At 29.3% G+C, this 12,950-nt stretch carries 16 protein-coding genes; all 16 read right to left on the minus strand.

What is annotated here, in order from left to right; all coding sequences use genetic code 11:
* Nucleotides 1–202: 202 nt before the first annotated feature.
* Nucleotides 203–379, minus strand: coding sequence for a hypothetical protein (locus P2G10_RS12370; RefSeq protein WP_275316894.1), 177 nt, complete (start codon nt 377–379; stop codon nt 203–205).
* A 177-nt stretch (nt 380–556) separates the two neighbouring features.
* Nucleotides 557–808: a hypothetical protein gene (locus P2G10_RS12375; protein WP_275316895.1), complete on the minus strand. Its 252-nt coding sequence runs from the start codon at nt 806–808 to the stop codon at nt 557–559.
* Nucleotides 809–981: 173 nt separating this feature from the next.
* Complete coding sequence (locus tag P2G10_RS12380; RefSeq protein ID WP_275316897.1) at nt 982–2,193, minus strand: retropepsin-like aspartic protease; 1,212 nt, start codon at nt 2,191–2,193, stop codon at nt 982–984.
* Between the two features lie 1,543 nt (nt 2,194–3,736).
* Nucleotides 3,737–4,027 carry a type II toxin-antitoxin system RelE/ParE family toxin gene (locus P2G10_RS12385; RefSeq protein ID WP_275316898.1) on the minus strand — a complete coding sequence of 97 codons (291 nt, stop codon included), beginning with the start codon at nt 4,025–4,027 and terminating at the stop codon, nt 3,737–3,739.
* Nucleotides 4,020–4,259: a ribbon-helix-helix domain-containing protein gene (locus P2G10_RS12390; protein WP_275316899.1), complete on the minus strand. Its 240-nt coding sequence runs from the start codon at nt 4,257–4,259 to the stop codon at nt 4,020–4,022. Before P2G10_RS12390 ends, P2G10_RS12385 begins: the two co-directional genes overlap by 8 nt.
* Nucleotides 4,260–4,444: 185 nt before the next feature.
* Entirely contained in the window at nt 4,445–4,930 is a 486-nt protein-coding gene (locus P2G10_RS12395) for a hypothetical protein (RefSeq protein WP_275316901.1), read from the minus strand.
* A 471-nt stretch (nt 4,931–5,401) separates the two neighbouring features.
* Nucleotides 5,402–5,842: a hypothetical protein gene (locus tag P2G10_RS12400; protein ID WP_275316902.1), complete on the minus strand. Its 441-nt coding sequence runs from the start codon at nt 5,840–5,842 to the stop codon at nt 5,402–5,404.
* Between the two features lie 822 nt (nt 5,843–6,664).
* On the minus strand, nt 6,665–7,630 hold the full coding sequence (locus P2G10_RS12405; RefSeq protein WP_275316903.1) for a restriction endonuclease: 966 nt from the start codon (nt 7,628–7,630) through the stop codon (nt 6,665–6,667).
* Nucleotides 7,631–7,787: 157 nt separating this feature from the next.
* A complete protein-coding gene (locus tag P2G10_RS12410) occupies nt 7,788–8,321 on the minus strand; it encodes a hypothetical protein (RefSeq protein ID WP_275316905.1) in 534 nt (177 codons plus the stop codon).
* 151 nt (nt 8,322–8,472) lie between these two features.
* A complete protein-coding gene (locus P2G10_RS12415; protein WP_232121429.1) occupies nt 8,473–8,925 on the minus strand; it encodes a hypothetical protein in 453 nt (150 codons plus the stop codon).
* 319 nt (nt 8,926–9,244) lie between these two features.
* Complete coding sequence (locus tag P2G10_RS12420; RefSeq protein WP_275316907.1) at nt 9,245–9,958, minus strand: alpha/beta fold hydrolase; 714 nt, start codon at nt 9,956–9,958, stop codon at nt 9,245–9,247.
* Between the two features lie 220 nt (nt 9,959–10,178).
* The gene (locus P2G10_RS12425) at nt 10,179–10,367 is read right to left on the minus strand and encodes a hypothetical protein (protein WP_123796501.1); all 189 of its coding nucleotides are present in this window, start codon (nt 10,365–10,367) and stop codon (nt 10,179–10,181) included.
* A gap of 135 nt (nt 10,368–10,502) precedes the next feature.
* Entirely contained in the window at nt 10,503–10,754 is a 252-nt protein-coding gene (locus P2G10_RS12430; protein WP_179317993.1) for a hypothetical protein, read from the minus strand.
* 159 nt (nt 10,755–10,913) lie between these two features.
* Nucleotides 10,914–11,708 carry an ion transporter gene (locus P2G10_RS12435; protein ID WP_275316908.1) on the minus strand — a complete coding sequence of 265 codons (795 nt, stop codon included), beginning with the start codon at nt 11,706–11,708 and terminating at the stop codon, nt 10,914–10,916.
* A gap of 175 nt (nt 11,709–11,883) precedes the next feature.
* Complete coding sequence (locus tag P2G10_RS12440; RefSeq protein WP_275316909.1) at nt 11,884–12,072, minus strand: hypothetical protein; 189 nt, start codon at nt 12,070–12,072, stop codon at nt 11,884–11,886.
* A gap of 17 nt (nt 12,073–12,089) precedes the next feature.
* The gene (locus tag P2G10_RS12445; RefSeq protein WP_275316910.1) at nt 12,090–12,812 is read right to left on the minus strand and encodes a hypothetical protein; all 723 of its coding nucleotides are present in this window, start codon (nt 12,810–12,812) and stop codon (nt 12,090–12,092) included.
* Nucleotides 12,813–12,950 lie beyond the last annotated feature (138 nt).

Below are 12,950 nucleotides of genomic sequence, written 5' to 3' on the forward strand. Positions count from 1 at the left end.
GCTTTTTAACTCAGAATTGTTTCCGTCTGAGTGATTTCCGCTATTGTGGGCAACGTGTTTGTGTATGATTAGTGGCGTGTTTTAAGCACCTAATTTAGCAAATAAAAACCGAATAGAAAATCCGCGAGGATTTTCGTAAGTAGGCGAGAACCAGCCATTAATTATACACGGTGTTGGCATTTCGTTGTTTTTAACCAAATTATTAATTCTTGCCTTGTTTTTTGTTTTCTCTAATTGTCAAGACCATTGATATTATAATTAATACACTAGATAAAGTTGTCAACCAAAATCCACGGTCAAATTCTTCGGAAAATATAAAATTCGCTATTATTAAAATTGCACTAACAATAATTAATATTAAAGGTGTGTTTTTTTTCATAAATTCAGTTTTTGTTTTTGAGTGAATTCAGTCAACGTTTTTATTCCGCAAACTTTTTCAATTCCGATTGAGTGACCAAATCCGCAACTAGCTAAATTCCGCAATCAATTCGGATTTGCTTTTCAGTTCAGTTTCCGATTCCGCAAACGAGCTAAAAGTCAGAGGTTCTGTTTTAAATTACTCTTTTTTATATTTCTTATGTTCGATATTTTTCTTTTCCAAAATTCCATAAAATTTTCGTGGCGAGATTTTTAAGTCTTTTGTTATTTCGCTCACTTTTTTATTTCCTTTTTTATATAACTTTAAATTCTCGTTTACTTTTTTGTCAAAGTAATGTTTTTCCAGTTTTGCAACGATTTGTAATTCGGTCAGATTTGAGTCATTTGCATATTTTTCAATTTCCGATTTAATGTCTTTTAAATTACTCATAAGTTTCATTTTTAGCGGTTCTGCTCAATGAATGCCAACGTGTTTGTGTATGATTAGTGGCGTGTTTTAAGCAACTAATTTAGCAAATAAAAACCGAATAGAAAATCCGCGAGGATTTTCGTAAGCAAGCTCAAACTAGCCATTAATTATACACGTTGTTACCACACGTTTTTTTAATTCAGTTTCTTTTTGGTTATAACAATTTCTTTGGATTTTCCCTTTTGAGAAATGACTATGTTCAATTTTTCGGCATCTGTTATTTTAGGCCATTCGGTATTCCAGAAGTCGCAAAGTTCTTGGTGTGAGAAATTGGAAATGTCTTTGCCATTAACTTTCAAAAGTATAGCACCTTGTTTTATTTTATTTTTCTTAATAAAAGTTCTTAACCCTGTCGCGATTTCTACTTTGTTAGTTTCAAAGTTTGGCTTAAAATTCAGCTCAAAATCGATTAGTAAGTCTGAAACACTATCTTCTGTAGGTGCTAAAAATAGTTGATGTTTTTCCCAGTCAATTGTAATTATATAATTCTCAAAAAATCGATTCCCTAAAAGCTGAAGATTTTTGACTTCTCTTTGTAAACTTATATTTTGATTCTCAAGTTGTATGTCTCCAATAGTTACGTTTTTCGCAATAAATCGATAGTCTAAAGCAGATTTACTAAATCCGTATTGTATAATGGTATGTTTGTTGTTACCAATAAAGTTTTTTAGAGAGGTTGCTCTTAATACCATTTTCTCACGCCCATTTCCTGTGTCAAAGTTAAATTCCGATATATATCCGTCAATATTTAGTTTTATAGTTTCTGTTCCCCAACCTTTTTCTGGAAGTGTTGTAGTTAGTGCGTACTTTGGTTTTTCAGATATTAAGTTTTCAATATCATTAGAAAAACGAATAACTTTCTTTTTGTAATCTATTTGCCATTTGGCTTTTTTTAATAATGTTGTACCAATAATGCCATCCAATTTTTCACAGAATTTCTTTTTAGCAAATCCAAAATCTATAGATACAGCACCAATATTTTTAAATTCTACATCTGCAATACTAATACTTGATAATATAACTGTGTTTATATCTCCATCTTTAATTACTGGACCAGATACAGATGATTTAGAAAATGGTTTGTACCCAAACTCGCCAATAATAGATTTATCTATAACTGTTGCTTCGGCACCAGTATCAAAAAGAAAATTATATGTATTATTATTCTGAATTATATCTACAAAAATATATCCATCTACATATCGAAATGGAATTTCTGAATTATAACTCTCATTTTCAACTGTTCCTTGAGTTGCCCATTCGAGCATTTTTTCGGCTTGGGCATTGGAATTTATGCTAAATAATGATATAAAAATAAATAAGATGTAAGTTTTTAGTTTAGTCATTTCTTTCTTGAATTTTCTATGTTATAATATTATAGACGTAATTTTTAACCTAAAGGTTGCCTGAAGACGAATTTTTGTTCAAATGTGTGGTAACGTACTTGTGTATGGTTTCGTTACGGAAAATAGCGCAGCAATTTTCCGAACTTAGACCAAAGATAGTGAAAGTGCGAGGATTTTCTGCAAGAAAATCCCCCGTAATGAACTATACACGCTGTTGGGTTTTCGTTATATTTGTTTACTATTTTAATTTTTATTGTTGAAATAATTTTTCCGCAATTATTTCCATAAATAATTTTAATTCCGCAAACTTGCTAAATTTCGCGATTTATTCTCTCTCTTTTTAGTATTTAATTCTGTTTTAATTTTACTTTTCCGCAATTATTCCTAAAGAATTTAAATTCCGCAAACTTGCTAAATTCCACGATTTTATTTTTCCTCTAGCATTCAATTCTATTTTTATTCTTTCCGAGATTTCTCTAGGGTAGAATCGCTGAAAATTTAACTCCTAAATACTCTAACTTTTTACAGAACAATTCTCAACTGGAATTTTTCTGTTTTTGAAAAATATTATTAGAAAACAAAAATTTTCAAATTATATTTTTTACGGTTTTCTGAGAAAAATTCCGATATAGTTTTCCACAAGTTTTTCTAACATTTTAAACTTAATTAAAAATCTAAAAGTTTGAATTTTTACGATTTTTTGTTAATGAAACCCAACGTACTTGTGTATGGTTTCGTTACGGAAAAGAGCGTAGCAATTTTCCGAACTTAGACCAAAGATAGTGAAAGTGCGAGGATTTTCTGCAAGAAAATCCCCCGTAATGAACTATACACGCTGTTGGGTTTTCGTTATATTTGTTTACTATTTTAATTTTTATTGTTGAAATAATTTTTCCGCAATTATTTCCATAAATAATTTTAATTCCGCAAACTTGCTAAATTTCGCGATTTATTCTCTCTCTTTTTAGTATTTAATTCTGTTTTAATTTTACTTTTCCGCAATTATTCCTAAAGAATTTAAATTCCGCAAACTTGCTAAATTCCACGATTTTATTTTTCCTCTAGCATTCAATTCTATTTTTATTCTTTCCGAGATTTCTCTAGGGTAGAATCGCTGAAAATTTAACTCCTAAATACTCTAACTTTTTACAGAACAATTCTCAACTGGAATTTTTCTGTTTTTGAAAAATATTATTAGAAAACAAAAATTTTCAAATTATATTTTTTACGGTTTTCTGAGAAAAATTCCGATATAGTTTTCCACAAGTTTTTCTAACATTTTAAACTTAATTAAAAATCTAAAAGTTTGAATTTTTACGATTTTTTGTTAATGAAACCCAACGTTGCGTGTATGGTTTAGTGCGGGAATAGAAAGTCAGAGGATTTTCAATTTAGCATGAGGCAAATCATTTTGTTTGCTTTTATTTTTTTCTGTACTAAAGTCAAATCAAAAATGATTTGACGGACTTAGTAAATATATACAAAACTTTGGATTAAGCACTAAACCCGTAATAACTATACACATTGTTAGCAATAGTATATTTTATTTGGTAATTCTATTCAAATCTTGTCTGCCAATAATAGTCATTATTTCAACAGTATCATTATTAATTCTATAATATATACTGTCAGTTCCACAAACACATCTCCTATATTCCTCTTTTATATAGTCAACAGATTCAAATGAATATGGTCTCTGTGATATTATTTCAAAGTATTCAAAGAAAGATTCAAAATATTTATCAGCCTGAATAATTCCAAATTTTGAAACTCCATAATGATGAATTCTAATCAAGTCATTTTTAGCTTCATTGCTAAGTTTGTATTTAGCCATTAAGTAAAGATTTCGATTGTCTTAAAATATCTTCTTTACTATCATTTGTAAATCCACTATTCTCAGCATTGTCAATTTTTGTTCTAATCCAATCAATTTGAACTTGCTGTTTTCTTGCTTGTCTTATCAAATCATTCACGAGTTCACTTTTACTCGAATATTCTTGATTATCTACTTGAGATTTAAGCCATTTCTCATTCGGTTGTGTAAATGATATACTTTGTCTTGCCATAATTTTTTTGTTTGGTGTAAAAATACATCAAATTTGAATCAAAGTCAAGTTTTTATTATTGCTAACGGTCTCGTGTATGATTTTGTTGCGTGTTTAAGCACTAAAGTTAGCAAATAAATCACAGATAGAAAGTCCGCGAGGACTTTCGTAAGTAGGCTCTAACTAGCAATGAATTATACACATTGTTACCCAACGTTTTTATTCCGCAATCTTTTCTTTTTCTGATATTTATATTCATAAATTTTGAATCGTATTTTACCCAAAAAATTATTCCATTCGTAACGAATTCCGCCCAATTCCCAATTCACGTCAAATTTTTCGGTGTCATTTTTCCGATAATGTGGAAGTCCGACTTTACAATGTAACATTGGATTATTCTCTTTTACAGTTTCATAAAAATCAGATTCAAGAGATGATTTCGGATAGTATTGAATTTCAATTATTGTACTTTCCTTTTTGCTTTTATATATATACAAATTTATATCGTACAGATTTTCAAAAATGTCTTTTAATTCAGCCGTTATTTGCTCAAGCGATTTGGTTTTTTTCTTTTCGTTTGCTTTTTTACGTGCGATTCGCTTATCAAAAAAATTCTGCTCGTCATTTACTATTTCTGAAATTATGTAACTTGTATTATCCGAAATTTTATTCCAACAGGAATTTCTTGCCATTTCTAATAGAGTAGAAGTAGCTTCTTTCAAATGCTGTTCGAGATTATTTTTCGTGATTTTATTCAAGAGATTAATTACTTCGTTTTATAAAAATAAGACAAGAAACAATTGTCAAAATCAAAATTCCAATTGTTCCATAAATTATCAAATTCAGCCACATTCCAACATTATGTATACCCGATGCGAATCTATTCAATAAAGGTTCAGATGAGAAAATCAGTATGGTTGTCAAAATGATAAATGACAATAGATGTATTCCTATAATTTTTCGTTTTCTCAAATGTTTCTTCAAATGTTGGGTAACGTTATTGTGTATGATTTCGTTGCGTGTTTAAGCACTAAATTTAGCAAATAAAAACCGAATAGAAAATCCGCGAGGATTTTCGTAAGTAGGCTAAAACTAGCAATGAATTATACACGGTGTTGTGGCACGTTTTATTCATTACTATGCTTTTTTTAAATTTCCCTTTTTTAATTAATTCCATAAATTTTGGAAACCGAATTTATTTCATTTTTTTCAAGTTTTACACTTTTCAGTTTCTCTTTATATTTGGTTAGATTTCTGATTGTATTCATTAAAATTGTTATTCCAACTGCAATTATTCCAACTTTATGAACTAAAAAATAAGTTTCGTTTTTATTCAATTCAGCTATTGTTCCGCTTTTAAAAATTAGAAGAAAACTAAATCCAATAAGTAGAAAAAAAGATAAATAATTCCATTTTTTCTTTCTCTTTAATTCTAATAGTTTGAAATTAACATTTTCCAATCTTTCATTGAATTTTTTATTCAGTTTAATATCAGAACAATATTTTTCAAATTCAGGCTTCTTTTTTGATATTCCACAAATTATTCCTTTTTCAAAAGTTGCAATTTCGTTATCGCATAAATTACAATGTTTTGAATGTTTCATTTATTAACTATTTTATTTTTGACTTGAAATTGAGTTCAGTTTTTAATGTGCCACAACGATTTTGTATATGATTTGTTGCGTATTTCGAGCAATTAATTTAGTAAATAAAAACGGAATAGAAAATCCGCCAAGGATTTTCGTAAGTTTGTAAATCACCAGCAATAAATTATATACGGTGTTGTATTTAGCGGTTTTGAGTTCTAAATAATCTTTCTACTTGAAATTTTATTCCGCTCTTTTTTCCCGCTTCAAAGCTCAATATTTTTCCCGCTTTCAATGCTCAAATTTCCTGTTTCCTGTTTTCTGCTTTAAATTCCGCTGTTGTGCTAAAATCTTTTCTCTCCACAGTTTTTTTCCAGCTCAAATTTTATTTTTAAATGATTCTTTAATTTTTCCGTTTTATTCAATTTTTAGATCTCCGCCGTTGCGCTAAAATCCTTTCTTTCCACAGATTTTTTTCCCGCTCTAATTTTAAGTTTTAAATGAATCTTTAATTTTTCATTCTATTTCTAACTAGTCTTAAATAATTTTTAACGGTGCAATTTTCTCTTAAAATGGAGGAGAAGATATTTTCATTTTTAGTTTTTGAGTATTTCTTTTAGGCGTGTAATTATGTCAATTTACTTTTTAGAACTCCAAAATACAAATTAGGAATTTCTGGCTGAAATTCCGCCGTTAAATACAACGTGTTTGTATATGGTTTGTTGCGTGGTTTAGCACGTAATTTAGCAAATAAAAACCGAATAGAAAATCCGCGAGGATTTTCGTAAGTAGGCTAGAACTAGCAATAAATTATATACGGTGTTAGCCACTGGCTTTTTATTAATTCAAGTTTAAAATTTGTTCTTTATCTAAAAATATTAAATTTCCTAAAATCGGTTTGTCAACTTTATGGCGAATTTTTATTTCTGCATTTTCAGTATACTTTCCGCTAATTGCAATTATGACTTTTGTAATGTAAATTTCATTAGAAACTCCAATTAGAGTGAAAGGAATTCTAAAGGCATCATCTATCTGCTGGATTAATTCATTTACTTGTCCAGAAACACTTCCTTTTACATTTCCTGCTTTTGCTTGTAACGCATAATACTCAATTCTATTAAATTCGTTGATTTTCGAAAAAATAATGTCTTTTCCGAATTCTTTTGTTCCGTGAGTATACTTAACTTCTGAAAACCCCATTTTTTTTAATGTCGGCAAGAGAACTTCTGAAGTAAACAAATGCTCATTTTTTTCATATTCCTTTTTCCATAAAGGCTGATTTAGTTTGCTTTTTGTTCTTTCGAGAATAGATTTTAATCTTTTTATTGAGTTCTCTCTCAATTCTCTTATTGATTTATTTTGCTCGTCAAATGAGAAAATTACAGACAAGTAATTGTTTTCAAGGTCTTCAAATTCTTCTGATATGTCAAACTCTAAATCAATTTCATTTTTCAAAATCGGTTTGATGATTTCATAAAATTTTTCAACTTTCCATTCGTACTTGTTTACTTTGTAATATGGCGCAAAAAAGTTTAAAGAAACTTTATTATCAGTTTTAGAAACACCAGTAAGGAAAAATATTTCAAATCCTAAATCGAGTGCACTTGTGTTTAAATCTAAATTTGAATGAAAGTCTTTGGATTTTAAGTCAAGTAAAATTTCAGAATTGAAGTTGCCAACTAAATCATCTGTTCCAAATGATTTTAATTCTTCGTTCCAATAAACTTCATCACACAAAAGTTTTTCTTTTATGTAAAGGTCATATTCGAAAGCTCCTTCTTTTGATTTTTTCTTTTTGATGTTCATTTTTCAGCTTGTGGCTAACGTTGTTGTATAAGGTTTGTTGCGTTGGTTTAGGGCTAAAGTTAATAAATAATTACTGACCAAGAAAGTCCGTGAGGACTTTCGCAAGTAAGCAAAAAGCCAGCAATAAATTTTATACGGTGTTGTGCGTAGGTATTTTTCATTCCGCTTTTTTCAATTTTATTTCATTCAGACTTTTTGGAAACCCAATTAGTTTATTTTCAAATATAAACATTTTGTACTTTCCGTCTGTTAATTTTATACTGTCTCCAATTCTTTCATATTTTCCAAAATAGAGTCCAGTTGTAGTTCCATTTTTTTGATTTGTGTTGTCCGAAATTGAAAAGTAATCAGAAGTTTTTGATAAACTGACTTCAAGTTTTTGATTGTCAATTCCAAAAGAGTATTCCTCATAATTCCTTTCAGTCCAATTCATAAACCACAGATTCCAAAATGCGTAGAAAATTAACGGACAAACTATTGAATTAACAAAAAATATTTTCGATAAAGGTTTTTTCAACAAGTAAAAAATAATTCCTAAAATCAAATTTATTCCAAAAAGTATAGGAATAATTAAAACAATTCCAATTGATATACTTGGGTCAGGTTTTAATTCATAAATCCATAATCCAAGAAGAATAATTTCAAGGATAAGAATTCCAATTCCGTATTTTAATGTTGTTTTCGAGTTCATTTTTACTTACGCACAACGTTCGGTATAAGATTAGTTGCGAGTTTGTCAGCGAGGAATTTCCGAAGGAAATTCAGAAGTTGGCAAATACGCAACGCCTTAAAAATTAAGCACTAATATAGCAATTAATTTTATATATTGTTGCCCACAGTATTTATTCATTCTCATTTTTTTCTCCGATTGGGACAAAATCTTTTTCATTCGGATAGTAATTACGCATAAATTTATAATATTCTTTAACTTCTCCACCTTTATCTCCCAAACCTTTCGTGTAAAAAATCAACGTATCATTTGGACTTAATATTTTGTAAATCCGCCCACTTTTTGGGTTAGTTTTTGTTCGTTTTATTTTTTGAGAAAAATGTTGCTCAAATTCGTTGTCAGTATTCTCGATTATGACAGGCTTGAGTTTATTTGTCCGCCATTGATATTTCATTTCAAATGTAGTGTCTTCCTTAATCGTTGCTTGAAGTTGAATTTGATTGTTCTTTTTTGTAATTGTTAGAGTGTCAACTCTAATCCACCATTCCATATACAATTCGGCAATAATTTTTATCGTGTCTTTTTCATTCATCACGTTTGTAAAATTCGATAAATTTCTATTCATACTTAGTTCCGAAATATAGTATTCAGATTTTTTTTCCGATTTACAATTCGCTAGTAGTACAGAAGTCAAAATTATAAAACTGAATATTAATTTGGGTACTTTTCTCATATTGTGGGCAACGGTCTCGTATATGAAACGTAGCGTGTAAAAAGACGCTAACTTTTCGGATTAAGCACGAGCCGAATTTTTAAATTTTTCTTATTCTCTCTAAAAGCCAAATTTAAAAATTTGGCGGTCTTCACAAAAAGACAAAAGCCTCTCGCAAAGCCTGTAATAGCTATGTTTTATATACATTGTTGTGCATAGTGCTTTTCCGTACTTACTCTAAACAGCTATCAATGAATTCGTTTAAAATTCCTGTTAATTTTTTGGGAACACTCAACATTGGTAAATGACCACTTTCAAGTTTTACTATATTTTCACAGTTCAAATTTTCTGCCATTTTCTTTTGAACTACCACGGAAAATTCTTTGTCGTTGGTCAATTCCACATATAAATTTTTTATTTCGGGAATATTTGACTTTGATTTTTCTGTATAAAATTTTTTTGATTCGGCTGTAAAATTCTCAACTACCTTTTCCGTTTGGGATGGATTTAAATCATTACATAATCCATTTTCGATTACCTTTTTCGGTGGTTTTGTACCTGCCATTTTCATTATAAGCGGAACGATTAATTTTTGGGGAAATGGAAGACAGGAAATAAACGAATTACCATTTTTGGGGATTGCAGAGCCAATTCCGACAAATCCAATAATTTTGTCTTTAAAACTTTCCGCAATTCTTAGTCCGACAAGTCCACCGATTGAGTGAGTAACAACAATTAATTTTTCTTTTTCAAAATTTTGAGTGTCCGAAATTGCTTTCTCTACATAATCTTCAAATTTCAATTTAGAATTCGCTTTGTCGTCTGCTTTCCTATTTGGAAATTCAATCATTAAGGACGAGGCGTTTATATTTGGTTCAATTTCGTTCCAAATATATTTTCCCAATCCAGCACCGTGGATAAATATTATTCCTAATTTGTCTTTCATCAATGGTGTTTTTGCATTATGCACAACGTGATTGTATATGGTTTGTTGCGTGTTTCAAGCAACTAATTTAGTAAATAATTACCAACCAAGAAAGTCCGCGAGGACTTTCGTAAGTAAGCAAGAAGCCAGCAATAAATTATATACGGTGTTGGCATTTCGTTGTTTTATTCAAATTTATATTTTCAATTCAATAATTGTTAAATTCCTCTAAAATTGGTGATTATTTCTTTCTAACAAGAACAAGACCAAATACAGTTAAACCAATGCAAGCTATAACAGTTATAGAATTACCAATCATTGGTAGAACGTTAAAGTCGATACAATCTAATTCGCCTTGTTTTTTACCTCTAAAAAAAGCAAAGACTAAAGATGCTAAAATTAATATATATCCAATGAATTTTTTTATCATAACTAATTTGTTTTTTAATTCCGATTGAGTGAGCAATTCCGCAATTTGCTAAATTCCTTATTCAATTCGAGTTTTGCTTTTCAATTCAGTTTCCGATTCCGAAAACAAGCTAAAAGTCAAACGTTTTGTTTTAAATCACTCTTTTTTATATTTCTTATGTTCTATTTTCTTTTTTTCTAAAATCATATAAAATTTTCGTGGCGATATTTTCAGGTCTTTTGTTATTTCGCTCACTTTTTTCTGTCCTTTTTTATATAGCTTTAAATTCTCGTTTACTTTTTTGTCAAAGTAATGTTTTTCAAGTTTCTCAACGATTTGTAATTCAGTCAGATTTGAGTCATTCGAATATTTTTCAATTTCCGTTTTAATGTCTTTTAAATTACTCATAATTGTCATTTTTAACGGTTCTGCTCAATGAATGCCAACGTTGTTGTATAAGCTTTGTTGCGTGGTTTAAGCAATGAATTTAGTAAATAAAACACGAACGGCGAAATTCCGAAGGAATTTCCCAAGTGAGCTAAAACCAGCAATAAAGTTTATACGGTGTTACAGCACGTTTTTTTCATATTTATTTCCACATTTCGGACATTCACAAATTTCCTTTTTAATTTTTTCTTTGTTTTTCTGAACTCTCTCAATAAAAGCAGAACTCAAAATTCCTGTAGGAAGAGCAACAAATCCAATTCCAATTAAAGCTATTATGGCACTCAAAAATTTTCCAACTCCAGTTATTGGATAAACATCTCCATAACCAACTGTGGTCAAAGTTGCTACAGACCACCACATTGCTTGTCCAATATTCTCAAATTTTTCAGGTTGGACTTCATTTTCAAAATAGTACATTAAAGAAGAAGATAAAATTAAAAGAATAAAAGCTACAAAAAGAGTAATTGATAGTTCAGATTTTGTTTCTTTTAGAACGCTTGAAATTGTTTTCAATGATTTGGATAAACGACCTAATTTTAAAATCCTTAATAATCTAAAAAGTCTCAAAATTCTTAATACTCTTAAATCGAATGGAAAGATTAAAGGAAGATAAAAAGGTAAAATCGCTAATAAATCAATAATTCCATAAGTGGAAAATGAAAACTTAATTCTTTTATAAAAGTTAGTTCCTTTCTTATATTTTTCGCTTGCAGTCCATAGTCTTAATATATATTCGATAGAAAAAATAATTACAGAAAAATATTCAAAATATTTTAAAAATTTCCCATAATCTGTTCTTACTTCTTTGTATGAGTTTAAAATAATTGACAAAACATTCAATATGATTAAAGCATATATGAATTTCAGAAATAATGAATTATTGTTTAGAAATTCGTAAACTCTTTTTTTTTTCATAACTTTTCAGAATGTCGGTTTTAATGTGCTGTAACGGTTTTGTGTATGGTTAGTTGCGTGATTAAGCAACTAATTTAGTAAACAAAAACGAATGCGAGAAAATTCCGAAGGAATTTTCCAAATAAGCAGTTGCCAAAGCAATTAATTATACACGTTGTTACCTGCTGTGCTTTATTTAAGAATCTAATAAATGTTTTTTTGATGGACTGTGTGAACAAGGAAATCCAGCAATAAATTTTTTTCCGCAATAGACACAATTTTTTCCGTCTGTTAATGCAACGTGTTTTTTTGATGGACTATGCGAGCATGGAAATCCACCGATAAAATTTTTTCCACAATATTTACAAGTCATTTTGTCTGCCATTTTTTTATTTTTATAGTTTATATTTTAATATTTAAGCTTAATTCTTTTACTGTTGTTATTATATCATCACAATATTGTTCCTGTGAAATACGTCGTTGAGATGGATGATAGGCGTCAATATATATTCGGTCATTTTTTATAATAAAATCAATACTGCCACGCTTTTGCATTAATTCTCTTTTTAAATCCAAATCTTTAAAAAAATTATAAAGAGTAGAACCACCAATGACGATATTTGGTTGGTAATATTCAATTTGATTTAGTAAAATATCTTTATATTTTTGGTATGCGTTTTCAATAACTGAAAAATGACTTTTGGTGTAACCAGGTAGTTTTTTAACATTTATGTAAGCAATACTCTTTAAAGCATCAATCATTGAAGGGTCATTTTCAACGTTACCCATATTTTCCCAAAGACAAAAATCATTAAGAATTCCCCAAGAAGTATAAATCATAGGCTTATATGTGGGTCTGCCTCCTTTGAATTCAGAAATTGTCTGTTTTTCATTCAATACTTCGTTTAAACTCCAACCTCCACCAAATGGTTTTCCGTTTTCATCAAAATCATCGTAAGGTTCTTTTAAAATCCAAAGTATTTTATATTTGGCTTTTAAATATTTATCAATATCAATAATTCCATCTGTAATTGGACATATTTCAGGGTTATCAGAAATCATAGTCTCGTTTACTTGTCTATTTATTTCGTTAATTTTGTATTGAAGTTCTAATTTTTGAGACATACTCTTAATTTTGTTTAGTTCTGGATGTTTTTCGGCATTGCAGGTAACGGCTTTGTGCATGGTTTCGTTAAGGAAAAGAGCGTAGCACTTTTCCGAATTTGAACGAAAGATAATAAAAGTGCGAGGAAATTCCGCAAG

This window comes from Tenacibaculum bernardetii (assembly GCF_029125915.1).
Taxonomy (GTDB): Bacteria; Bacteroidota; Bacteroidia; order Flavobacteriales; family Flavobacteriaceae; genus Polaribacter; species Polaribacter bernardetii.